Source organism: Taklimakanibacter lacteus, from assembly GCA_003576695.1.
GTDB classification, from domain to species: Bacteria; Pseudomonadota; Alphaproteobacteria; order Rhizobiales; family Aestuariivirgaceae; genus Taklimakanibacter; species Taklimakanibacter lacteus.
Genome location: QOZQ01000005.1, coordinates 411,505 through 434,075 on the forward strand (window position 1 = coordinate 411,505; position 22,571 = coordinate 434,075).

20 protein-coding genes and 1 tRNA gene are annotated in these 22,571 nt (G+C 64.9%); 8 read left to right on the plus strand and 13 right to left on the minus strand.

Going from position 1 to position 22,571, the window contains the following annotated elements; all coding sequences use genetic code 11:
• The first annotated feature begins 8 nt into the window (after positions 1-8).
• On the plus strand, positions 9-1,136 hold the full coding sequence (locus DT068_RS12545) for a 2'-deoxycytidine 5'-triphosphate deaminase (RefSeq protein WP_119390171.1): 1,128 nt from the start codon (positions 9-11) through the stop codon (positions 1,134-1,136).
• 59 nt (positions 1,137-1,195) lie between these two features.
• A tRNA-Gly gene (locus DT068_RS12550) sits at positions 1,196-1,270 on the plus strand.
• A gap of 164 nt (positions 1,271-1,434) precedes the next feature.
• Here DT068_RS12550 and DT068_RS12555 read toward each other — a convergent pair.
• From DT068_RS12555 to DT068_RS12565, 3 genes are read right to left on the minus strand one after another with little or no spacing between them, the layout of a single operon-like run.
• Positions 1,435-2,808 (minus strand): sensor histidine kinase, encoded by a 1,374-nt coding sequence (locus tag DT068_RS12555; protein WP_119390172.1) that lies wholly within the window; start codon positions 2,806-2,808, stop codon positions 1,435-1,437.
• Positions 2,805-3,470, minus strand: a complete 666-nt coding sequence (locus tag DT068_RS12560) for a response regulator transcription factor (RefSeq protein WP_119390271.1) — start codon at positions 3,468-3,470, stop codon at positions 2,805-2,807. The genes DT068_RS12555 and DT068_RS12560 overlap by 4 nt, the downstream gene beginning before the upstream one ends.
• Positions 3,470-3,757: a PepSY domain-containing protein gene (locus DT068_RS12565; RefSeq protein ID WP_368904695.1), complete on the minus strand. Its 288-nt coding sequence runs from the start codon at positions 3,755-3,757 to the stop codon at positions 3,470-3,472. The genes DT068_RS12560 and DT068_RS12565 overlap by 1 nt, the downstream gene beginning before the upstream one ends.
• A 167-nt stretch (positions 3,758-3,924) precedes the next feature.
• Here DT068_RS12565 and DT068_RS12570 point away from each other — a divergent pair, with 167 nt between their 5' ends.
• The 3 genes from DT068_RS12570 (at position 3,925) to DT068_RS12580 (ending at position 5,660) form a co-directional block, all read left to right on the plus strand.
• On the plus strand, positions 3,925-4,212 hold the full coding sequence (locus DT068_RS12570; protein ID WP_119390174.1) for a PepSY domain-containing protein: 288 nt from the start codon (positions 3,925-3,927) through the stop codon (positions 4,210-4,212).
• Positions 4,212-4,802: a cytochrome b/b6 domain-containing protein gene (locus tag DT068_RS12575; protein ID WP_119390175.1), complete on the plus strand. Its 591-nt coding sequence runs from the start codon at positions 4,212-4,214 to the stop codon at positions 4,800-4,802. The genes DT068_RS12570 and DT068_RS12575 overlap by 1 nt, the downstream gene beginning before the upstream one ends.
• A 159-nt stretch (positions 4,803-4,961) precedes the next feature.
• Positions 4,962-5,660 carry a VIT1/CCC1 transporter family protein gene (locus DT068_RS12580; protein WP_119390176.1) on the plus strand — a complete coding sequence of 233 codons (699 nt, stop codon included), beginning with the start codon at positions 4,962-4,964 and terminating at the stop codon, positions 5,658-5,660.
• A 109-nt stretch (positions 5,661-5,769) separates the two neighbouring features.
• Here the strand turns inward: DT068_RS12580 and DT068_RS12585 are convergent, their stop codons facing one another.
• From DT068_RS12585 to DT068_RS12615, 7 genes are all read right to left on the minus strand, one after another.
• Entirely contained in the window at positions 5,770-6,570 is an 801-nt protein-coding gene (locus tag DT068_RS12585; protein ID WP_162914164.1) for a c-type cytochrome, read from the minus strand.
• Positions 6,571-6,639: 69 nt separating this feature from the next.
• On the minus strand, positions 6,640-7,257 hold the full coding sequence (locus DT068_RS12590) for an HD domain-containing protein (protein WP_368904696.1): 618 nt from the start codon (positions 7,255-7,257) through the stop codon (positions 6,640-6,642).
• Between the two features lie 54 nt (positions 7,258-7,311).
• A complete protein-coding gene (locus DT068_RS12595) occupies positions 7,312-8,019 on the minus strand; it encodes a ribonuclease activity regulator RraA (RefSeq protein ID WP_119390273.1) in 708 nt (235 codons plus the stop codon).
• A 99-nt stretch (positions 8,020-8,118) separates the two neighbouring features.
• Positions 8,119-11,991, minus strand: coding sequence for a hypothetical protein (locus DT068_RS12600; RefSeq protein WP_119390178.1), 3,873 nt, complete (start codon positions 11,989-11,991; stop codon positions 8,119-8,121).
• Positions 11,992-12,200: 209 nt separating this feature from the next.
• Positions 12,201-13,349: a M20 family metallopeptidase gene (locus DT068_RS12605; RefSeq protein ID WP_119390179.1), complete on the minus strand. Its 1,149-nt coding sequence runs from the start codon at positions 13,347-13,349 to the stop codon at positions 12,201-12,203.
• Positions 13,350-13,386: 37 nt separating this feature from the next.
• A complete protein-coding gene (locus DT068_RS12610) occupies positions 13,387-13,584 on the minus strand; it encodes a hypothetical protein (RefSeq protein WP_119390180.1) in 198 nt (65 codons plus the stop codon).
• Positions 13,585-13,600: 16 nt separating this feature from the next.
• Entirely contained in the window at positions 13,601-15,496 is a 1,896-nt protein-coding gene (locus tag DT068_RS12615) for a glycosyltransferase family 2 protein (RefSeq protein ID WP_162914165.1), read from the minus strand.
• A 200-nt stretch (positions 15,497-15,696) separates the two neighbouring features.
• Here DT068_RS12615 and DT068_RS12620 point away from each other — a divergent pair, with 200 nt between their 5' ends.
• Both DT068_RS12620 and DT068_RS12625 read left to right on the plus strand, forming a co-directional pair.
• Complete coding sequence (locus tag DT068_RS12620) at positions 15,697-16,464, plus strand: YbaY family lipoprotein (RefSeq protein WP_119390182.1); 768 nt, start codon at positions 15,697-15,699, stop codon at positions 16,462-16,464.
• A gap of 83 nt (positions 16,465-16,547) precedes the next feature.
• The gene (locus DT068_RS12625; protein ID WP_119390183.1) at positions 16,548-17,423 is read left to right on the plus strand and encodes a transporter substrate-binding domain-containing protein; all 876 of its coding nucleotides are present in this window, start codon (positions 16,548-16,550) and stop codon (positions 17,421-17,423) included.
• A gap of 232 nt (positions 17,424-17,655) precedes the next feature.
• On the opposite strand, the gene DT068_RS12630 is transcribed toward DT068_RS12625, so the two are convergent.
• The 3 genes from DT068_RS12630 to DT068_RS12640 all read right to left on the minus strand — a co-directional run bounded on the left by DT068_RS12630 (position 17,656) and on the right by DT068_RS12640 (position 21,472).
• Positions 17,656-19,260: an ABC transporter substrate-binding protein gene (locus DT068_RS12630; RefSeq protein WP_119390184.1), complete on the minus strand. Its 1,605-nt coding sequence runs from the start codon at positions 19,258-19,260 to the stop codon at positions 17,656-17,658.
• A 68-nt stretch (positions 19,261-19,328) separates the two neighbouring features.
• Positions 19,329-20,333 carry an ornithine cyclodeaminase family protein gene (locus DT068_RS12635; protein ID WP_119390185.1) on the minus strand — a complete coding sequence of 335 codons (1,005 nt, stop codon included), beginning with the start codon at positions 20,331-20,333 and terminating at the stop codon, positions 19,329-19,331.
• Positions 20,333-21,472, minus strand: a complete 1,140-nt coding sequence (locus DT068_RS12640; RefSeq protein WP_162914166.1) for a glycine cleavage T C-terminal barrel domain-containing protein — start codon at positions 21,470-21,472, stop codon at positions 20,333-20,335. Before DT068_RS12640 ends, DT068_RS12635 begins: the two co-directional genes overlap by 1 nt.
• A 168-nt stretch (positions 21,473-21,640) precedes the next feature.
• On the opposite strand from DT068_RS12640, the gene DT068_RS12645 reads away from it, so the two are divergent.
• Positions 21,641-22,471 (plus strand): helix-turn-helix domain-containing protein, encoded by an 831-nt coding sequence (locus tag DT068_RS12645; protein ID WP_119390187.1) that lies wholly within the window; start codon positions 21,641-21,643, stop codon positions 22,469-22,471.
• The last annotated feature ends 100 nt before the right edge of the window (positions 22,472-22,571 follow it).

The window sequence follows — 22,571 nt, forward strand, 5'->3', positions numbered from 1 at the left end:
ATAGCAGCATGTCGCAGCCGCAGCGCAAGCCCTCCCCAGACCCTCTCCCCCGCGGGATCCTGCCCGCACGGGCGCTCGCCCAGCTCTGCGAACAGGGTCTCATCGACACCGGACGGCCCCTGGCGCAAGGCCAGATCCAGCCGGCAAGCCTCGATCTGCGGCTCGGCGAATGGGCCTATCGGGTGCGCGCCTCCTTCCTGCCCGGCCCCGGAAGAACCGTCCGCGACCGGCTGGAGCAGCTGCAGCTGCACAAATTCTCCCTCGCCCAGGGGGCGGTGTTCGAGGCGGGCTGCGTCTATATCGTGCCGCTCCTCGAGACGCTGAAGCTGCCCAAGGGCATCTCGGCGGCGGCGAACCCCAAGAGCTCGACCGGCCGGCTCGACATCTTCACCCGCGTCATCGCCGATGAGGCGCGCGAATTCGACAAGATCCCCGAGGCCTATGAAGGCCCGCTCTATGCCGAGATCTCGCCCAGGAGCTTCTCCATCCTGGCGCGCACCGGCTCGCGCCTGTCGCAGATCAGGTTCCGCTCCGGCCCGCCTCTGGCATCGGACGAGATCATTGCGCTGCTGCATGAGAGCGAGGCGCTGATCTCGAGCGGCACCGCCAATATCGACAATGGCATCGCGCTCTCGGTCGATCTCTCGGGCGGCGAGCCATCGGGCCAGCCGGTCGGCTTCCGCGCCAAGCGGCATTCGGGCCTCGTCGATGTCGACAGGACCGGCGCGCTCGACGTCCTCGATTACTGGGAACCGATCTGGCAGAAGAACTCGCTGATCCTCGATCCCGACCAGTTCTATATCCTGGCCTCCAAGGAAGCGGTGCGCGTGCCGCCGACGCATGCGGCCGAGATGGTGCCGTTCAACCCGCTGGTCGGTGAGTTCCGCGTCCACTATGCGGGCTTCTTCGATCCGGGCTTCGGCCATCAGTCGGGCGGCGGCGAGGGTGCCCGCGCGGTTCTCGAAGTGCGCTCGCATGAAGTGCCGTTCATCCTGGAGGACGGGCAGATCATCGGAAGGCTCATCTATGAGCCGCTCACCGAAACGCCGGACCAGGTCTATGGCCAGGGCATCGGCTCGAACTACCAGCGCCAGGGCCTGAAGCTGTCGAAACATTTCAAGCCGTTCACACCGTAGAGCCGCCGTCATGCCCTCTGGACGGACCTCTCCAGACCCGGTATCCATGGCGCGGTCGGGCGGGCGTAGTTCAGTGGTAGAACGACAGCTTCCCAAGCTGTATGTCGAGGGTTCGATTCCCTTCGCCCGCTCCAAAATTTCTGTGTCCAGTCTGAAGACATAGGTGGCAGAGCGTACCTAGGACATGGGTGACAACCCTGGGCCGAAGAGGTTGTCGAAGGTGCAAGGTGATCCATTCGAGTTGGAGGCTGACGATCGGGCTCTCCAAGGCCACTCAAAGCCAAACATGTCCGCCGGATTACGCCTGAGCGGCCGTCACTTCGGCATTCCCGGCCACGGGAAGGTACAATTCGGCCTCGAAGCCACCGGTGGTGTTGCGAATCTCGAACCGCCCGCCCCAGGCCTCGGCAATATCGCCGACGATCGCGAGACCAAGACCCGTGCCGTGCCCGGACCGGTCGAGCCGGCCGCCACGCGAAAGGACCTCCGCCAGCTGTCCCGGCGGGATGCCTTCGCCATCATCGGCAACGGTGAGGACGATGAAGCAGCCTTCGCAGCGCGTTCGAATCGAAACCCGCGCCCGGCCATGGCGCGCGGCATTCTCCGCAAGGTTTCCGACCGCTTCCGCCAGATCATCCGGATCAATCCGGGCCGTCACGCCGGGTGGAATGTCGCTGGACCAATCGAGGCCGGCGCCCGCCGGCGTCCTGATCATGACCGCCACGACCCTTTCAACCACCTCGGCCAGGCGGGCGCAGGCTTCCTGCCCGCCCGCGCCAATGCGGGCCCGGGCAAGCTCACGATCGACATGCCGGCGCATGGCAGTGGCCACCTGCTCGATCTCGGCGGCGATCTCCACTTCCCCCTTCATCCGCAGGCGCTCCACATCGCCGGAAAGCACCTGCAACGGCGTCTTCAAGCCATGTGCCAGATCGCCGGCCCGCGCGCGCGCCTTCTCGATTTGCCGCTCGCGCGCCTCGAGTAATGCGTCGACTTCTTCGGCCAGAGGCACGACCTCGTCCGGGAAGCCCTGGCCGAGCCGACGCGTCTTGTGTTGCCTGATCGCCGAGAGGCGCTTGCGCATGGCGGTGAGCGGCTGCAAGCCGATCGCGATCTGGGCATAGGCCGCAGAGATCAGCAACGCGGCAATCAGGACAAGATAGGGCAGGAGATCGACGGCGAACGCGTGTGTCGCTTTCGCGACATCGGCGGCGTCAAGCGCCACGGCCGCGCGTACGGCACCACCGCCCAGGCGTTCCGGCAGGGTGACGCTGCGCTCGAGGACGATCAGCTGAGCGCCAACCGGGCCCACAATGTGATGCCGATGGACCCCACCGCCGGCAAGTTCGTCTCCCGGCAGCGCGAGCCGGCCGTCCCACAGGGAGCGCGAACGCAGAGTGGTCCCGCCGAGCTGAACCTGCCAGTAGAGCCCGGAGAGCGGCTCCATGAACCGCGGGTCTACAGGCGATCTGGATATGACCGGCACGCCGCTCACGTCGCGATCAAGCCCGGCAACGATCTGGTCGAGATAAACGGCGAGCTCGGCTTCGACGCGGCGCTCGACATGCCGCTCGAACAGGACAGTGAGCCCCAACGCCGACAGCGTGACGGCCGCAAGGATCGAGATTGCTCCCGCCAGCAGGAGGCGAAGGCGCAGCGATCCGCGTCTCATGCGGCCGACCCAGGCATCGAGTAACCGAAGCCGCGCCGGGTTGCGATCGCCCCGGCGCCAAGCTTCCTTCGCAACCGCGCCACCACGGCCTCGAGGGCGTTCGCTTCGTGGCTGTCGTCTGCACCATATAGATGCTCGAGCAGTTCCGGACCCGGAACGACGCGGCCTTTGTGATGCATGAGATAGGAGAGGAGACGGTATTCGAGCGGCGAAAGGGCCATCGGAATGCCGTTGAGGGTGACGCGCATGGCGCGCGTATCAAGGCTTATCGAACCGGATTCGAGTACGGATGTGCCAAAGCCCGCCGAGCGGCGAATCAGGGCGCGGACACGCGCGAGCATTTCTTCCATCTGAAACGGCTTTGGCAGATAGTCGTCGGCTCCCGCATTGATGCCTTCCACGCGTTCAGGCCACGTCCCGCGCGCGGTGAGCACCAGCACCGGCAGCGAACGGCCTGCCGCCCGCCAGCGCTTGAGAACGGCGAGGCCATCCATGCCGGGCAAACCGAGATCGAGGATGATCAGGTCATAGTCCTCCGTCTCGCCGCGGAACCATGCCTCCTCACCATCGCCCACAGTCTCGACCATATAGCCGGCGGCCTGCAAGATGGCGGCAATCTGGCGGGCAATGCGGGTATCATCCTCGACGAGAAGAATGCGCATCATTTCCTCTCGCTCTTCAGCATCTCGCCGGTCAGCGCATCCACATAGATCTCGCGAAGCGCGCCGCCCGACGTCACGACCTTGAGCTCATAGACATAGCGCCCCTGCTCGCGCTCGAGCTCGACGCCGATCACCTTTCCGCCGAGGCGCGGCTGAATCCGGCTGAGGATTTCCGCAAGCGGACGCGCCTTGCCCTGCTCCACCGCGCGGCGGGCCTCGTCGTGATCGTCGTCAGCTTCGTCCTCGGCGCGGGCGGGTTGCGCGGCCGCTGACAGGAATACAAGCATAAGAAAAAGCGCTCTACGGGTCATCATGGTCTTACGTTGCGTTCGATAACGCACCGAATCTGACAAATCCCTGACGTGGATCAAAGGGTGGCTGTCAGGCCGCCCTGGGCAATATCCGCGGCATCGGACGGCAGAAGCCGGTCCGATCATACCGAACGGAGAAAGAAATGAAGAAATTGCTGATTCACCTTGTCCTGGCAGTCGGCTTGATGGGGGGCGCTGGCTCGGCCTTCGCTTCCGATGATGAAACGCAGCTCAATGTGCCGCGCGACAAGTGGCTGACGGTCACGCAGGTCACGGAGAAATTCACGGCCCAGGGCTATGACGTCCGTCAGGTCAAGATCGAGAAAGGCGCCTACGAAGTCTATGCCGTCGCGAAGGACGGCAAGCGCGTCGAAGTGTTGGTCCATCCCGGCACCGGCGAAATTCTCGGCGACGAGGCGGGGGAGGATTGATGACGGGTTTCGACAATGAAGTCGGCGCCGGCGGCGATCAGCCGCCGGCAAGCGACGTCCGCGCAGAGGCCGGGGCGAGAGTCAAGGTCTGGGATCCCATCGTGCGCCTTTTCCACTGGTCGCTGGTCATCGCCTTCACCGCCGCATGGCTGACGGGCGATGAGCTGAAACGCGTTCACGAATGGGCGGGCTACACGATCGTCGCCCTGCTGGCGGTTCGCGTCGTCTGGGGCTTCATCGGCACGCCGTATGCCCGCTTCGGCAATTTCATCTATCGCCCGTCGACGATCGTGAGATTTCTCCTCGACACCGCAAGATTCCGCGCCAGGCGCTATGTCGGCCACAATCCCGCTGGCGGCGCAATGGCCGTCGCTCTCCTGCTCATGCTGGCGGCGACCACGGCAACGGGCATCATGCTGACAAGCGATGCCTATTGGGGTGTCGACTGGGTCGAGGATGCCCATGAGATCGCTGCAAACCTGGCGATCATGCTCGTCGGCCTCCATCTTGCCGGCGTCCTCGTCGCCAGCGTAGAGCATCGCGAAAATCTGGCTGGTGCGATGATCACCGGGTGGAAGCGGCGGCGATGATGGATTCCGGAATGAACACTTCTGTCTCAGCATATTTGACACAGGTCAATGAGGCATCGCCTTCACTGACGCCAATGAAGGCGATGATCGACCCGGCACGGAATGCGACCTCGTGTCAATCGAACTCCCATCTCAGGCCGAAGAAACCGGAACATCCCGATGAGCAGGCTTTCCCACTCCGAAATCCACATGGTGCGCCGCATCGGCTGGCTGCGCGCCGCCGTCCTCGGGGCGAATGACGGGATCGTCTCGACCGCGAGCCTTGTCGTCGGCGTCGCCGCAGCGGGTTCCGCGCGCAGCGCGGTGCTGGTGGCCGGGCTCGCCGGCCTGGTGGCCGGCGCAATGTCGATGGCGGCCGGAGAGTATGTCTCGGTAAGTTCCCAGGCAGACGCCGAAAAAGCCGACATCGCCCGCGAAAGCCGCGAGCTGCGCGATACACCCGATGCCGAGCTCGATGAGCTCACGCATATCTACATGGAGCGCGGTCTCGACAGGGAGCTTGCGCGTCAGGTCGCCACGCAACTCACGGAACGTGACGCGCTCGTCGCCCATGCGCGCGACGAACTCGGCATCTCGGAGATGGTGGCCGCCAATCCTGCCCAGGCCGCCATTGTTTCCGCCCTGACATTTGCCGCGGGCGCCGTCTTCCCTCTCATCGTGGCATTGCTGGCGCCGGCCTCCTGGATCACACTTGCCGTTGCGATGACGACGCTGGCTGCCCTGGCCACTCTCGGAGGGCTTGGGGCATCGGCAGGCGGCGCGGGTATTATCAAAGGTGCGTCGCGGGTGACGTTCTGGGGCGCGCTTGCGATGATCGCCACGGCCGCGGTCGGACGCATCTTCGGCGTGGCGGTGTAGGTCAGGTGATCATTCGACGTTTGTGCCGCGGTCAATCCGACGGTTTGGAAGCCTGCGGCGCTCATAATCAGGGCTACATGCCGAATGCCGTACTTCTCGGCCCGATGCCTCAATCAGGCTTCTGCTTGTGCAGGGCCATCGCCTTCAGATAAGCGAGCACGTCTGCGACCAGCATGTCCGGCTCGGGATGTGCTGAGAAAGCGGGCATGGTGGCGTTGTAGCGGACCGAGCGCGGATCCAGGATCCATTGGTGAATCCATGAATCGGAAAGATATTCGGTGACGCTCATCGGGTAGTTGAGCTCCGGCGCCTTGTTGCCGCCTGCCCCGTTGATCGTGTGGCAAGCCATGCAGTTCTCGCGGAAGGCGATGAAGCCTCTCTTCGCCTGTTCCGATGCGTCCGGCGGTGGGCTCAATCTGGGAAAGCGATCGGCGAAATTCACCAGATCGATGCCGATCATCTGATAGGGCCAACCATTGGCGCCCTCGGCCCGCAGCTCATCCGACTGCAGATTGTCCCAGACAAGATAATAAGGCCCGAGCGGCACGTCCTTCTCGTTCTGGAACCGGTTCTGGGCCTTGAACGCCTGCTGGTCGAGCCGGCGATAAACGAGATAGCCGGCATGACGGCTGAAGCGATCCATGGGGAGAACGGGCTGGTAGCCATCCACGCAGGTGAACAGGACCTCATCGATCTCGCTCCACTGATCTCCGTATATGGCGGCGAACAGCTTCTTCGCCTCAAAGCCCTCATAGGTCACGGTCCTGTCTTCATGCGGCTCCCACACGGTGATCCGCGTGGGCGGCACCTTCCGGCGCAAGTCGTCGAGGCTCAATTGCGCGATCGGTCTGCCGGCGACCGAGAAACTCAAGCGTTGAATTTCCGAGGCAAAGGCGGGCGCGCTCAGCATGCTTATCGCCAACAACACCAGCCAGATCACGCGCATCCGCATCGGCAGCCCGTCAGCGATCGCGACCGGTCATTCGGCGGCTTGAGTCTGGAGCGGCGGCAAGCCTTTGACGACGCCTTTCTGGATGACTTCCGGGTCATAGGCCTTGCGCGCGAAGACCTGGCGCACCATCGGCGCAAAGAAGTCCAGGGGCTCGGATCCGTAATCCGGATCGAAGGACGCCTGGTCCCAACGCTCGCAGAAATCGACGCAGGACTGGTAATAGGGACTGGCCTGGTATTTCTCGCGCTCGAACCGGTTCCAGCCATAGTGATGCGCGTAATAGACCATCTGGAAGGCGCCATGATGCTCGACGGTCCACACCACCTCCTCGCGCAGGAAGGGCCTTATGATCTCGGCGGCGAAATGATCGTGGTTCTGCGGCGCCAGGCCGTCGCCGATATCATGCAGCACGGCGGCGACGACCCAGTCGATGTCGGCCCCTTCGCGGCAGGCGCGCGTCGCCGCCTGCAGGCCATGCTCGAGCCGGGTGATCTTGTAGCCGGGCAGCGTCTCCTCCGCCTGGAAGCCGAGCTCCCGCAGCACCCGGTCGGCGGCGCCCTTATTGTGCTCGAGCTCGAGATCGCGCAGGAACAGATACTCGTCCCTCGTGCCATCCTTCATCCGCGTAAAGTCGACCGATTTCATCGCAGCATCCTCGCCCGTGCGCTGCGCTCATGATATGGGAGACGGCGGCCCGTCTCAATCGGCTTTCTTCGCCGCCTCGTAGCGCGCCTTGTTCTCGTCATTGATCGGATAGAGGCCGGGCAGTGCCGCACCCGCCTGCACTTCCTGCATGATCCAGGCTTCGAGCGCCTCCTGCTCGGCGCCGAGCTTCGCCACCTCATCGACCAAAGCGGCGGGGATCAGCACCGCGCCGTCGTCATCGACCACGATCAGGTCGTCCGGGAAGACCGCGACGCCGCCACAGGCGATCGGCTCCTGCCAGTTGACGAAGGTGAGGCCCGCGACCGAAGGCGGCGATGCCACGCCTTGGCACCAGACGGGGAGCCCGGTCGAGAGAATGCCCGCCACATCGCGCACCGCGCCATCGGTGACCAGCGCCTTGACGCCGCGCTTCGCCATGCGGGCGCAAAGTATGTCGCCGAAAATGCCGGCATCGGTCACGCCGAGCGCGTCGACGACCGCGATGCAGCCCTCGGGCATCGCCTCGATCGCAGCCCGCGTCGAGCGGGGCGAAGCCCATGAGGCGGGCGTCGCCAGGTCTTCGCGCGCCGGCACGAAGCGCAAGGTGAAAGCGCGCCCGACAATGCGGGGCTGGCCGGGCTTCAAGGGCCTGGCGCCGCGCAGCCACACATTGCGCAGGCCCTTCTTCAACAGGATGGTGGTGATGGTCGCCGTCGTGACGCGGGACAGGATGGCAATGGTCTTGGTGTCGTCTTGGGTCATGACCGGTCTTGTGGCGGGAAGCCCGCGGCCGGTCAAGGCGATGCTTCCCCTCTCCCGTCGCTCGCGAGGAAGAGGGGAAGCCTTAAGCAAGCATTGCCGTTACGGCGCGAAGCTGCGGTTCGACTGCGAATCGAGGCTCTTCAGATCCGGCACCGCGCGGGACTTGGCGTCGGCGAAATCGGAGCCGATGCCGACCTTGACGCGATCGAAGGTCTGGGTCTGGGCATTGAGGACCGGGATCACGAAGAACTTCTCGTCGAAGGTCCGCACCCTGGCGCCCAGGAACCTGGCGAGCGCCTTGCACAGCGCATCGCTCGGCACGCCGCCGCCGTTGTAGAGCCAGACTTCCGCATCCACATCCCAGGCCTTCTTGAGCTCGGCGAGCGCCGTCTTGTTCGCCGCCGCCTTCCTCACCTTGTCGAGCGCCGCGGCATTGACGACGCTTGCGCTCATATTGGCCGGCGAGACGCCGGCATGGATGATGCCGCCGGTCGTCTGCATCGTGCCCTTGAGCGCCAGCACGCTGCCGCCGGCATAGGCCAGGAGATTGAGGCGCTTCACCCGCGATTGCAGCGGACCCTGGCCTGCGAAAGTGTGCCGCATCAGCGGCGCGAAGTACTTCACCGTGCTCAGTATGTCGTCCAGCGTTGCGATGGTCTGGGCGAAGGGTTTCGTGGCGTTGGATGCCGAGGTGGCGGCCTTGCCGACCGATTCGAGATCGTCCTCCGAGGGCGACCACGTATTGTTGCCGAGAGCGGTGTCCTCGTCCGTCACCGAGGCGAAGGGATTGGGGAAACCGCCATGCAAGGACAATTCATAGATCGTGGTCGCGGAAGCGCCCGGCTGGCCCGAGCCGCTGCCTTGATGCTGCGCCAGCACCACGCTGCCGGCCGGCAGTCCGAAATTGCCCCAGGTCAGCCGGTTGCGCACGTCGTCGGCCCGGCTCATCGTGCCGGTCGAGCCTCCGACACCCGGCATGAACGACCCGTCGATCACCTCGCCGCCGCCGGAGCTTCCACCATCGCCGCCGCCACCCATGATGGGCCCGCTTGCGCCGCCGCCCGACTCGCCCGGTCCGGGCATCTGCCCGGCCTTCGCATCCATGGCGGAGGCCGTGTTGAGGAGCGCGCCGCCCTCCGAGATGTTCTTGGGCGTGCCGGCATTGGCGCCCGGCAGGCCCATGGCCGCCATGGCGACCTGAGCCGCGATGCGCTGGCTCTCGATGTCCTTCTGCGCCGCCACCGCGAGGTTGGCCGCCGCCTGGCGGCCGGCCTCGGTGCCGGCATTGGTGGCATTGGTCGACAGCGACCCGGCAAGAGCCGCCGTCGCCGCAAGCCCCGACATGTCGCGGAACATGCCGCCATTCTGGATGGCACCCATGGCCGCACCCAGCCCGGTCGGATCGGGCAGCGATGTCGGATTCATGATGTTGAGCACCGGCTGGCCCAGTTGTCCGGGGGTGACGTCGATCGGCTGCGCCCGCGAGGCGAGCTGGATCGCCGAAATCTCCGGCGGCTGCAGCGGAATCGGCGAGTCCTGCCAGTTCCAGAAGCGCGTGGCGTCGAGCTTCTCGGCCGAATTCGAGCGGCCGAGCACCGCTTCGGCGAAGACGCCGCCGGTCGGGATCGGCACCAGTTGCTCGGCCGCCGATTCCGATCCAAGGGTGAGGCCGCGCTCGACGAGCCAGTCCTGCCAGGCACGCCTGGCATTGGCGAGCGGCGTATTGGCCTCCTCGCGCCCGGTCGGCACGCCCAATGCCTCGACAAAGGCCGGCATGCGGAAGACCAGGTAATTGCCGGCGACCATCACCGGATTGGGATCGATCAGATCGGCGACCGGAATGCCCTCGAAGCTGAAGCCCGACAGCAGCAGGGCCGCGGTCGATGAATCGAGCGAACGCCAGATCGCCTGGCTGTAATGCAGACGGTTCTCCTGCAGATGAAGCCTGAGCTCGGTGCCGCTTTCCTGCAGCAAAGCGCGCATCAGCACCTGGCCCGTGGCATTGGCGACGACATCCACCGGCAGGCTGATCGGGAAGCGGGCGCCGCGATAGACGAATTGCAGCGTCACGCGGCCGAGCTGGCGCATCGCCACCGCGCTCGAGACACGCAGCTGGTCGATCTCCTGCAAGGGCACCGGTATGGGTGCGGCCCAGTCGAGCGGGCTGCGCGCGGCAAAAGCGGTGGTGGCGCCAGCATGGGTCGTGATCTGGACGGAAGTCAGCGCGGCAGCAGCGGTTCCCTGCGCCGGCTGCAGGCTGAAGGTCACGCCGACAAGCTCGGCATCGCCCGGCAGGAACACATCCTGGATATTGGGCCTGACCACGCCGCACATGGTGATGCGCGCGGCCCGCGCCAGTTCCTCGCTGCTCCATGAAGTGAGTTCGGGCGGCACGACCGGCGGCGTCGCCACCGGCGGCGGGCGGACGGGACCGCCGCCATCGCCGGGCTCGGGCGGCTCTGGCGGGTCGGGACGGTCCGGCCCCTCGCCGGCGGGCCTTGCGGCGAGGAACGCGGTCGTCGCGGCGGACAGCCGATCGAGCCCGCCGACATGGTCGAAGATATTGATGCGGCGCACCGGCTGCGCCGGCTGCAGGCGGACCATGCCGGGCTCGGTGCTCAGCAATTCGCGCGCCCGCCTCGTCAGCGCCGCATCCGCCAGCACCGCCTGGAAACGCTCGATCGTCGCATCGTTGAACTCGATGAGCTTCATCGGCACGAACAGGCAGCGCTCGACCTGCTGGACCTGCACCATCACGCGATAGATCTCGATCACCTCGAAATACTGCACGGTCAGCGCATGCATGTGATTGTAATTGGCGAGAATGCGCGTCGAGACGCTTTCATGCTCGGTCTCGGAGACCTCCTTGACGATCGAGGCGCGCCGCTCGCGCACCGAAGAGGCCGCCTGCTGGGTCGCGTCCGAGACGCGCTGGCTCATCGAGGCGGAGAGATTGCGCGAGCCCGCCGAGGACGAGAAGCTCTCGGCCGTCGTCGTGGTCTTGGCGGTGGACGCGCTGCCGCCGAAGCTCACCGGCCCGATGCTGATGCCGAGGCCGGCGCCGCCGGCCGATGTCTTCGACGTGCCCGAGCTCTTGGAGAAGCCGCTCTGCACCTCGGTCGCCACCGCGTCCTGCACTTCCGAAATGGCGCGGCTGTGGGTGCTGGCATTGGTCAGTCTTTCCGATTCCGATATCGCTTCCTGGCCGGATGCCGAGGTACGGCGCGACCAGTCGACCACCGCGATGCGCGTGCTTTCGCCGGGCGCCAGGGCGACGCTATGCAGCATGTTGCCGAGCGTTATGCCCTGCGCGAACCACGACTGCGCGAATGTGATGATGGCGCCGACCGCCGGCGCCCGGAAGCCGAAATCGGAGCTGACCGCGGGTGCCAGGTCGACGGGGCCCGCCGTGCCCAGGTCCGTCGTCGTGCCCGGCACCACATGGTCGATGACGACGCTGCGGTAATAATGACGCTCGGTCGGGTATTCGCCGAGCCGCGGCACCAGCTCGCTGACAATGCCGTCGCCGGTTTCGCGCGGCGGAATGGCGGTGTCGAGAATGGCGCGGGCCGAGCGGAAGGCGGGCCAGCGGCCAAGCTCACCCGCGGTCTCGACCTGGAGCCTCGACTTGATCTCGGCCCCGAGCGCCGTGCCGATGTCGCGGAAGACGCTCACATCCTTGTCGAGCAAGGCGGCCGGCGTTATCGCTTCGTCGGCATCGACGATCTCGGCCGGCACCCGGCCGAGCCGCGCCATGGCCGTGTCGCCGACGCCGTCGGCGGCATCGACCAGCTCGGCGCTCACCCGGAAAAGCGGCGAGGCGGCCAGGTCATAGACGGTCCTTATGCCGAGCTTGGCGAGGGTCTGCTCGATCTCGGACGAGACGCCGAGCAAGGTCGATACGGGGGCGCGCAGCGCCGCAAGGGCGTCGAGCTTCGCATGCTTGAGCTTCAAGCCATCGTGAAATGCCATAGGGCCTCCGGTGTGTTGGCGGCGTTCAGTTCCAGAATTTCGGCCGACACAGCCGCGCTCCCAGGCCGTTCCCGTGCGGGACGGCAGGTGATTTCGGTCTCCGAGCGGGAGGGATATTACTTCAGGGCGGAAACGGATTCAGTGGCATTACTCACAGACCGGAGGGAACAAGCCACTGCCTGGAGCGAACAGGATCTTTTGTTTCTATATCAACACGCCAGCATGCGCTGGGCGACGCGCCTGTAGATGGCGCGCGAGGTGACGAGCTTCCCGACCGAGACATGCTCGTCGATGCGCCCGCTCATGCCGATCTCGCCCGGCCCGATGATCACCATCGGCAGGTCAAGCGCCGGGCAGATGATGGCGGCGTCGGAATAATAGGCGACGCCCGACGGACCATCGGCGCGGCCCAGCACATCGGCGCAGGCAGCGAGGCTCTCGGCGACGAAGGGATGATCGTCCGGCGTGTCCACCGGCGGCTTGACGTCGAGCACCTCGAGCGAGATGTGAGGTCCCGCCATGGCGGCGACCTTGCGCATGACCATTTCGGCCGAGAGGCCCGGCACCAGCCGCACATCGACATCGCAGGAGGCTTCGGGCGCGATGAAGGGCGCGCCGACGCCGCCACGGATGAGACCCACCGTGATGGTGGGCGGCTTCAGGTGACGGTGGGCGGGAGCATCGAGATCGAGATCATGCAACCTGTCGATGAAGCGGGCGAGCCGCACGATGGCATTGCCGCGGTCGTCCTTGCGGCCTTCGGTGAAGGCGCCATGCTGGTAGTCGCCTTGCGCGGTGGCGCGGAACCACAAGGGCCCCTTCTCGGCCACGAGGACCGCGAGCCCGGTCGGCTCGCTCACCAGCAGCGCGCCGATGCCGTCGAAGCGGCGGTCGCTCACCAGGCGCTTGGCGCCAAGGCAGCTCGAATTCTCGGCCGCCGAGAAAGCCAGCATGAGGTCGCCCTTAGGTCTCGCTTTCGCCTTGGCCAGATCGATCATGGCCAGCGCCATGGCGGCGAGGCCGCCTTTCATGTCGGCGGACCCCCTCCCATAAAGGAAAGGTCCGTCGATCTCGCCGGCAAAAGGATCGCGGCTCCAGCGCGCGCGCTCGACGCCGATCGTGTCGAAATGGGCGCTCATGGCAAGCCCCGGACGCTCGCCCGTGCCCGGCAGGCGGGCCGACAGATTGACCCGGCCCGGCGCGATCTCATCGAGCACCGGCTCTATGCCGGCGGCGGCAAGCCTGCCCGCCACGATGCGCGCCGCGGCGATCTCGTTGCCGGGCGGGTCGATGGTGTTCTCGGCGATGAGGGCGCGGGTGAGCGCAATCGTTTCCTGGGCGTCATCCGCAAAGGGCATGCGTCAATTCCTTCCATATCGGTCCGTTACGGGAAGCTCACGATCTGCGCCGGCGCGCGATCCAGACCACGAACAATCCGGCCATGGTGAGGAGCAGGCCCCAATAGATCCAGGGCGACTGGTTGATCATGAAGCTCTCGGCCGGATAAGGAAAATAGCCGCTGCCCTGGCCCATCCACACAAGACCGAGCAGGACCATCAGGCTGCCGATGATGGCGAGGACGATGCGGGTCACGCTCCAGCTGCCTCCTTCACAATTTCGAAATCAGCCTGGCCAGCGATTTTTCGGCGACCGGCTGCTTCTCCGCCTCCTTATGCGGCGTCCTCTCGGCGCTCACAAGCGGCCGCTTCTCCAGCTCCTTGACCGGCGTCTTCACCGCGGCCGTCTTCTCCGGTTCCGGACGCTGAGTCTTCGTTACAGCCGCCGGCGGCTTCTTCTCCACTGCCTTGTATGTGCCCGCGGTCGGCTTCTTCTCCGTCTCCGCCGGCTTCTTCTCGTCCTTCGGCCCGATCTGCGGCCTGATGCGCGTTATGCCATGCGGCGTCTTCGTCCAGCGCCTCGTGCCGGTGAAATAATGCAGGACCGCCAGCCAGGTCGCGAGCGAAACCAGGAGCCAGTAGACGGGCGCCGTCAGGATGGTCGCCACCCAGGAGAAGCCGCGGCCGAGGAACAGCGACGATCGCGCCGTCGCGGTCATGGTGATCATGAAAGCGAGCGCTGCCGCTATGCCATAGAGCGCCTGCAGGAACAGCCAGAGCTGCGGTGCTGCGGGCTGGTCGAGCACGATGAGGACGGAAGTGGTGGCGAGCCAGGCGAGGAAGAAGGGATGCGCCAATGCCACGATGATGGAGCCCAGGGTCAGCGCCTGGGTCAGCAGGAAGTTGCGCGCGCCGAGCTCGCGCCACAGTCTCACCGGGCTGCGCAAATTGACGATCGCGGTCTGCAGCGCACCCCTCGTCCAGCGCACCCGCTGGGTCAGCCAGTCGCGCAGGCGCGGCGGCGCCTCCTCGCGCGTCAAAGTCGGGATGAGGGCGGTGCGATAGCCCAGGCGCGCGAGACGCAGGCCTAGGCCCGAATCGCGCGCCACATTATGGGCATCGAAGGCGCCCAGCTGGCGCAGCATCTGGGTGCGGTAATGGATCGAGGCGCCGCAGAACGGAAGCGGCGCCCCGAATTTCGCCAGCCTGGGGAACAAGAGCTTGAAGTGATGCGCATAGTCGAGGGCGCATTGGCGGGTCAGCCAGTTCTCGTTGCGGTTGATGAAGCCGACCTGCGTCTGCAGGCAGGCGACGGTCTTGGGCGCCAGCGCAAAGGTGCCGGCGACGCGGCGCAACTGATCGGCGGCGGGAACGCTGTCGGCGTCATAGACCGCCAGCAATTCGCCGCGCGCGAAGGGCAGCGCGTAGTTCAGGGCCTTGTGCCGGGTCTCCGGCATCCCCCTGGGCACCAGGATCACTTCCATATAGGGCGGCAGGCGCTGCTCCTCGAAGACCTGGCGCGTCGCCTTGTCTTCGGCTTCGAGGACGAGCTTGATATCGAGCTTCGCATGCGGGTAGTCGAAAGCCTGCATGGCGCGCAAGGTCTGCTCGGCGAGTCTCGCCTCGCGCAGCAAGGGAACGAGGATGCTGTAGACCGGCAGATCGGCGTCGTCGATCTTCATGGCCAGCGGCGCGCGCGGCAATTTTGCCGGCAGGAGGCACCAGAGCTTCAAACCCGCCATGAGCAGGAACAGCGCCAGCATGACCGTGAAGGCGACGACGGCGCTGGTCGGGCGGTCCCACATCACGCCAAAGGCGATCAAGGCGAGGCCGAGGGCCAGCCAGAGCGATTGCTTGGCGCCGAAGGGCTGGGCCGCCGACAGGTCGGGATAGCGGTTCGTCAGGCCCGCGACGGCATAGCCCATCAGCTCGCTTTCCTGGCCGGCCTGCAATTCGCGCAGCATCGTGCGCTCATTGGTGATGGCTGAGACCTCGAGCCCCTTCCCGGTGGCATAGGCCTTGGACCGCTCGCCTGCCGCCACATAGGTGACGCGGCCCGGCTCCCAGGATATCGGCACGATACGATGGCGCAGCGCCTGCTGGGCCTCCTGCGGCGTCATGCGCTTGATCGCTTCGAGCAATTCGGCCGAGGTCGGAATTTTCGGCACGACGAAAGACTTGCGAGGCGCAGTCTTGTCTGCGCTCGCGCCGCGTATGGTCTCTTTAGGCCCCGTTGCCACCGTGCCGTCCCGGCTAAAAATGCGGTAAACATCAGCAAGATGTCGGTTTTGACGGCAATTGCAACACAATTCCGCCCCACTCATCCTGTCGTGATTTTCCTGCATTTCGATGACGGGGGACGACCTGCATGAACGACAACCGGCCGATCACGCGGCGCGCGCTGCTGATGCTTTCCGCCGCGGCTGCCATCATCCTGCCGGCACCTGCGGCCCTCGCCGCCGCCCGGACATTGCGCGGCCAGGTCTCCTACCGCGAACGCATCGCCCTGCCGCCCCACGCCCTTCTGGAAGTTCGCCTGCTCGACGTGTCGCTGGAGGATGCACCGGCCAATACGCTGGCGGTGACCAGGGTGAAGACCCGCCATCGCATGCCCATCCCCTATCGCCTGCGCTATGACGAGGCGCGGATCCGGCCGGGGCGCCGATATGCGCTGCAGGCCCGCATCACCGTCAACGGACAGTTGTGGTTCATCACCACCACCCGCCATTCGATCTTCGGCGGCGGGCGCGACGAGACCGACATCTCGGTCGTGCGCGTGAGGTCGGGGGCATCCGAGGTCTCCGGTCCGCGCGGCAAGTGGCTCTGCGAGTCGATCCGCGGCCACGGCGTCATCGACACTGCGCAGACCCTGATCGAGATCGCCGCCGACGGCAGGGTGACCGGCAGCGGCGGCTGCAACCGCATCAGCGGCCGGGCCGAGATCCAGAGCGAGCGCATCACCTTCGGGCCGATGATCTCGACCAAGATGGCCTGCGCTCCCGCCGTCATGGACCAGGAGAGCAAGTTCATGGCGGCGCTGGGCGACGTCCAGCGATTCAAGGTCGATGGCGACAAGGGCAAGCTCATCCTGTTCGGCGCCACCGGCCGGCCCCTTCTCGTGCTCGCCCGGATGTGAGCGGACAGACCGGCGCAGGCTTTTTTTTGCCGCAGGGAGGGAGTAGGTCTGGGCCCTGGCTAGCAGGATTCGCAAACCCTTTCATGACCGTTGGCGTTCTCAGAAATCTCCTTCCATGCCTGATCGCCGTGGCGGGCCTTGCCCTTCCCGCATCCGCCCAGGACACGAATGCGCCCGCGGCGGCCACGGCAGCCACCGAAGAGGCGGCCATCCTGCCGCGCTTCCGCCATATCGATGTCGGCGGCAAGCCGGCGAGCTTCGTGCGGGAGTCGATCATCCTGCTCATCGATGAGGATTTCCCGCCCTTCAGCTATGCCGGTCCCGAAGGCGAGCCCAAGGGCATCGCCGTCGATGCGGCCGAGGCCGCCTGCCAGGAACTCAGGACCAAATGCCAGATCGTGCTCACCTCCTGGGAGGCGCTGTCGGGCGATCTCAACGGGGTCAGCAACGTCGTCGCCGGCTTGCGTGTCGATGACAAGGCGCTGGCGCGCTTCCAGCCCACAAGGCCGATCTACCGCGCGGTCGGGCGCTTCGCGGTGCGCAAGGAAAGCGACATCACCCAGGTGACGCCGGAGCTGCTCGCGGCCAAGCGCATCGGCGTCATCGAGGGCAGCGGCTATGAGGCCTGGCTCAAGAAGAATTTCGCCGATGCGGTGATCGTGCCCTATCCCAGCCTCAGCGAGCTCCAGGAGGCGCTGCGCACCGCCAAGGTCGAGGTCCTGTTCGGCGACGGGCTGCAGCTCGTCTACTGGATGCGCGGCGGCGCCTCGCAGGAGTGCTGCAAATATATCGAGGGCGGCTATTTCGACGATGCCTCCTTCAGCCGGCCCTATGTGTTCCTCATCCGCCGCGGCGATGAGGAGCTGCGGCAGGCCTTCGACTATGCGCTCGACCAGCTGCAGGAGACGGGCGCCTTCGCCAAAATCTTCGCGCGCTATGTGCCGGGACGGTTCTGGTAATTTTGAGGCAATCTCCCTCCGCCGCGCGAAGCGCGGGGAGGGTGGCCGCCCGCAGGGCGGACGGGTGGGGTCCCTCCGCCGACAAGTGTTCGCCACTTGGGCTGTAACAAGCCAATCCTTTGCTTAAGAGACCTCGCTTGCGGAGACACCCCACCCGTCGCGCGTTCCGCGCGCCACCCTCCCCGCCTGCGGTGGTGGAGGGAGAATGGATGCGCATCATTTTCATCGCGCTCTAAGCAAACCACCACCGGTCGAAGAACATGCGGCCGTCGCATTCGTAATTGTCGGCGAGCCTGCCATGCCGCACCTTGGCGCTGGTGGCAAAGACGTCATTGGCGAAGAGCGGAATGACGACACCGCCCTCATCGCGAACCAGAAGCTGCAGGTCGCGATACATGGCCGCGCGCTTGCCCGCATCGAGCTCGGATCTCGCCTCGGCCAGGATCTTGTTGAATTTCTCGTTGCTCCAGGCGCTGTCGTTCCAGCTGGCGCCGGTGGAATAGGCTTGCGAGAGGATGTCGTCGGGCGTCGGCGTGCCGAACCAGTAGGCGGCGCACCAGGGCTTCTTCTGCCAGATATTCGTCCAGTAGCCGTCATTGGGCTCCTGGATGACATTGATGGCGATGTCGGCCTTCTTGGCCTGTGCCGCATAGAGGATGGCGGTATCGACAGCCCCGGTGAAGGCGGCATTGGCGGCGCTCAGATCGACGGCGAGCGAGGCGAGGCCCGCCTGCTTCAGATGGAACTTCGCCTTGTCCGGATCATAGACGCGCTGCTCGATATCGGCGGCGAAGAAGGGATAGGCCGGCGTCAGCGGATGATCATTGCCGACCGTGCCATGCCCGAAGAGGATGGTCTTGAGCAGCGCCTCGCGATCGATGGCATGCTTCAAGGCGAGGCGCACATTGTTGTCGGTGAAGGGCGCGACATTGGTGAGCATCGGGAAGGTGTAGTGCAGCTTGCCGCGCACCTCCTCGACGATGATGCCCACCGTCTGCTTCAGCCGGTCGACGGTCTTGAGATCGAGCCGGTCGATGCCGTCGACCTCGTTGGTGAGCAAGGCATTCTGGCGCGCCGCCGTGTCCTGTATCGAGAGCAATTCGCCGCTGTCGAAATGGCCACGTCCCGCCTGCCAGAAGTTCTTGTTCTTCTCGAGCTCGGTCTTCTCGCCGGGCTTGAAGGATTTCAGCCGGTAGGCGCCGGTGCCGATGCCGGATTGCCAGTCGATCGTCCCGTCATCCCTGGCGGGATATATGCCGAAGCTGAAAGTCGAGAGCTTGAAGGGGATGTCGGCGTCACCCGATTTGAGCCTGATCACGACGGCATGATCGCCATCCGCCTCGATCGAGGTTATGGGATCGACGATCGGCTTGACCGATGAGGTCGATTTCTCGCCGCGATGATGATTGATCGAGGCGACGACATCCTTGGCGGTGAAGCTCCTGCCATTGTGGAACTCGACGCCCTTGCGCAACTTGAATGTCCATTTGGTGGCCCCTTCCGACGCCTCCCAGCTTTCGGCCAGCTTGGGCTGCAGCGACCCGTCGGTCGCCACCTCGGTCAGCATGTTGGTGATCGCATAGGCGACTACAGTCGTGTAGCCATTGTTCACATGCGCCGGATCGAGCGTGTCGGCGGCTTCGCCATGCGCCATGGCAAAGCGCATATGGCCGCCGGCCTTCGGCGTCTCTTCGGCGAAAGCCGGCCCTGCCAAGGTCGATCCCGCCGCGGCGGACAGGCCCAGGAGGCTTAGCCCGCCCAGGAACTCGCGCCTGTCCATGCGTCCCGATTTCATCTCATGTGCCAGCCGGCGCTTGAATGCGTCATCGCTTTTCATGTCTGTATCCCTTCCTCAGCAATAATCGTTCTTTCCCATTTCAGTTCGCGGCTCGGGCAATGGCGTCGCTACCACAGCGAAACCTTCCGCCCGGCCCCCTTTTGCAGAGCCCGGTCATAAAGATGGCGGCCGAGGACGATGTCGCTGATGGCGAAGCCACGGTGCCAGAAGACAATCCGTTCATGGTCGTTTTCACGGGCCGGACGGGCGCCTGAGACGACCTGGCCGATCTCGGCATGCACATGCTCGCGGCGCAGGCGGCCGTCCTTGATGAGTGAATGGAAGGTTCCGCCTTCGCAGCACTGCCGCCAGTCATCGACGATCATCTTGTCGGCGGCGAGAGGCAGCGCCGGATCGACCGCCATGATCCAGCCATAGGTGATGAGGAGAGCGCCGGGCTTGACCATATGGTCGGCGATGAGGATCTGCGGCGTCTCCAGACGCGTCGCCTCGACGATGATGTCGGCATCGGCAACCGCATCCTCGATATGCGCGACGCTCAGCGTCTTGATCCCGAGCTCGGCCTCGATCTCATGGGCCAGCGCATCGCGCGTCTCCGGCCGCTTGCTGGCAATGCGCACCTCGCTCAGATCGAACGAGCCGGCAATGGCGCGGATATTCGCCGCCGCCGTGCCGCGCGCCCCGATATGGGCGAGGATCTTCGCCTTGGGCGCGGCCAGCCGGCGCGCGCCGATGCCGGTCACCGCACCGGTCCTGAGCCAGGTCAGATCGGTCGCATCCATGATGCAGAGCGGAATGCCGGTGCGTGGTTCATAGAGCGTCAGCAAGGCGATCTCGGAGGGCAGGCCATGGCGATAATTGTCGACATAGTCGCCAATGACCTTCACGCCGGCCGTATCGATCGGCCCGGCATAGCCCATCAGGATATTGAAATGGCCATTGTAGCGGTCATCGAGGTGAATATGGCCCTTGGGCGGCAGGACCACCTCACCCGCGCCATGCGCCCGCAATCCCGTCTCGATGATATCCATGATCTGGGGCATCGCGGGCGTCAGGCCGGCAATTTCCCGGCGGTTGAGAAAGAGGAGATCGAGCTGGGGGGACTGCGGCATCAGCGCCTCGGCTCACGCTTGCCGGCATCGAAGAAGGGCCGTTTCGCGACGCGGGCACGCTGATCCCCCGACTTGCCGGCGACACTGAGCAGCGTGCCGAGGCCTGACGCCCCGGCGTCGATGCGGGCATAGCCGATCATGCGCTTCAGCCGTGGCGAATGGACTACGACCGTGGTGCGCCCGACCGGCACGCCGTCCCGGCTCACGACCCGCCCGCCAAAGGCGGCCGCCTCGCCGGTTGCAGCACCCTCTTCGAATTCAAGCCCGACGAGCTTCCAGCTCACTCCTTCGGTAGCAATGCGCCGCAAGGCCGATTTGCCGATGAAATCGACCGGCTTGTCGAGATCGACGAGGCGCTCGAGCCCGACATGGAACGGCGTCGATCGGGCGGGAAAATCGGAGCGCATGGCAATGATGCCGGCTTCGACGCGGCGTATGGTGTTGGGCCCGGTCACTCGCAAATTGGACGGCTTGCCCGCTTCCTTCACCCGGTCCCACAATTCGGCGGCGCGCGACGTGTCGCGTAAATAGATCTCATAGCCCAGGTCGCCGCTCCAGCCTGTGCGCGTCACCATGAGCGGCATGCCGTCGAACTCGGTCTCGATCAGATGATAATATTTGAGGTCGGCGACCTTCTCGCCGAACAGGCGCACCATGATGTCACGCGATTTGTTGCCCTGGATCTGGATGGGGGCGGCTTCCGGCTCCGCGATCTTGACATCCATGCCGGCAAAGCAGGCAACGCCCTTGGCCCAGAGCAGGAGGTCGCTGTCGGCGGCGGACAGCCAGTATCTGTCGCTGTCCAGCCGGTTGAGAACCGGGTCGTTGAGAATATAGCCGTCATTGTCGGTGATCACGACATAGCGGCATTGGCCGACGGCGCAGCTCTTCAGGCTGCGCGGAACCAGCAATTCCAGGAAGGCCTCGGCATCGGGGCCCGAAATCTCGACCTGGCGCTCGGCGGCGACGTCCCACAATGTCGCATCATTGACGAGCGCCCAGTATTCCTCGGTCTGGTCGCCGTAGCGATACGGCATGAACATGTGGTTGAGGACGATATAGGACGCCGCACCATCGCGATGCGCGCAATCGAAAAAGGGAGATTTTTCCAGAGATTGGTCGAGTACGCCAATAAGCACGATTGACCTGCCTTTCATCAGGCAGATCGGACCGTGGACAGTGATTTTCAGACTTTACTCGAGCGCCCGAAAGCTAAGCGAACTACTTTCAGTCGTCAATGAAATTTGCTTTTTCGGCGGCGGGTTGCGCCCTAATCTCCGTTTTTAGCGGCACCTTGGTTGAAGTTCATGTCTCGCAGCAGCGTAGAATTCGTCGAAAACTTGCGGTTCCTCTGCGCGCATTTCAGCTCCGTCGCCGAGGTCTGCCGCAGCCTCGGCATGAACCGCCAGCAATTCAACAAATATCTCAATGGGCATTCGGAGCCGTCGCTGCACAATCTCAAGCGCATCACCGACTTCTTCGGGGTCGACGAATATGAGATCACCTTGCCGCACAAGGAATTTGTTCGTCTCGTCAGACCGAAGCGCGGCCAGGTGCGCGAGACCCAGCTCCTCGAGCAGCTGTTCAGCCAGATCGACCTGGCGAGTGGTGAATCACAGGCGGCACTCGCCGCCTATAGCGGGACCTATGCGGCCTATATCTGCTCGCCGGTCTGGTCCAATCACATCGTGCGCGCGCTGACCACGGTGAGCTTCGACGGCCAGAGCTGCCTCACCAAGAGCCTGCAGCGCCTCTATCTGCCGGGCGGCAGCCGCTCGATGAAAGTCGTCCAGAAATTCAATGGCTTCGTGCGCAATATCCGCGACCGGCTCTATGTCATCGAATATGAGGCGAGCTCGCGGGATCTCGCTTCGTTCACGATCCTCTATCCCTCGCATCGCCGGCAGCTGCAGTTCCTCACCGGCATCATGGTGACCGTCGCGAGCGGCGGCAGCCGGCAGCCCTTCTCAACGCGTGTGGTCTATCAATATCTCGGCAAGGATATCGATTTGAGGCGCGAGATCGCGCGCTGCCATCTCTATCCGGTCGACAGCCCGGACGTGCCGGAGGAAGTCCGCAGCCGCATTGCCGACCGTTCCGATCCGGCGCGGAATTTCCTGCTGGCGCAATCCTACTAATCCTTCTCGACAGGACGCGAGTTGACGCGCAAGCGCTGCGATCAGCTGCGTCATCCCAAATCTCGCGAAATGGCAGCGGCGGCTTCGACCGGTTACGCTT

Coding starts and splice junctions, on each gene's coding strand:
- DT068_RS12545 (WP_119390171.1), top strand. CDS start 9: ATGTCGCAGCCGCAGCGCAAGCCCTCCCCAGACCCTCTCCCCCGCGGG.
- DT068_RS12555 (WP_119390172.1), bottom strand. CDS start 2,808: ATGAGACGCGGATCGCTGCGCCTTCGCCTCCTGCTGGCGGGAGCAATC.
- DT068_RS12560 (WP_119390271.1), bottom strand. CDS start 3,470: ATGCGCATTCTTCTCGTCGAGGATGATACCCGCATTGCCCGCCAGATT.
- DT068_RS12565 (WP_368904695.1), bottom strand. CDS start 3,757: ATGCTTGTATTCCTGTCAGCGGCCGCGCAACCCGCCCGCGCCGAGGAC.
- DT068_RS12570 (WP_119390174.1), top strand. CDS start 3,925: ATGAAGAAATTGCTGATTCACCTTGTCCTGGCAGTCGGCTTGATGGGG.
- DT068_RS12575 (WP_119390175.1), top strand. CDS start 4,212: ATGACGGGTTTCGACAATGAAGTCGGCGCCGGCGGCGATCAGCCGCCG.
- DT068_RS12580 (WP_119390176.1), top strand. CDS start 4,962: ATGAGCAGGCTTTCCCACTCCGAAATCCACATGGTGCGCCGCATCGGC.
- DT068_RS12585 (WP_162914164.1), bottom strand. CDS start 6,570: ATGCTGAGCGCGCCCGCCTTTGCCTCGGAAATTCAACGCTTGAGTTTC.
- DT068_RS12590 (WP_368904696.1), bottom strand. CDS start 7,257: ATGAAATCGGTCGACTTTACGCGGATGAAGGATGGCACGAGGGACGAG.
- DT068_RS12595 (WP_119390273.1), bottom strand. CDS start 8,019: ATGACCCAAGACGACACCAAGACCATTGCCATCCTGTCCCGCGTCACG.
- DT068_RS12600 (WP_119390178.1), bottom strand. CDS start 11,991: ATGGCATTTCACGATGGCTTGAAGCTCAAGCATGCGAAGCTCGACGCC.
- DT068_RS12605 (WP_119390179.1), bottom strand. CDS start 13,349: ATGCCCTTTGCGGATGACGCCCAGGAAACGATTGCGCTCACCCGCGCC.
- DT068_RS12620 (WP_119390182.1), top strand. CDS start 15,697: ATGAACGACAACCGGCCGATCACGCGGCGCGCGCTGCTGATGCTTTCC.
- DT068_RS12625 (WP_119390183.1), top strand. CDS start 16,548: ATGACCGTTGGCGTTCTCAGAAATCTCCTTCCATGCCTGATCGCCGTG.
- DT068_RS12630 (WP_119390184.1), bottom strand. CDS start 19,260: ATGAAAAGCGATGACGCATTCAAGCGCCGGCTGGCACATGAGATGAAA.
- DT068_RS12635 (WP_119390185.1), bottom strand. CDS start 20,333: ATGCCGCAGTCCCCCCAGCTCGATCTCCTCTTTCTCAACCGCCGGGAA.
- DT068_RS12645 (WP_119390187.1), top strand. CDS start 21,641: ATGTCTCGCAGCAGCGTAGAATTCGTCGAAAACTTGCGGTTCCTCTGC.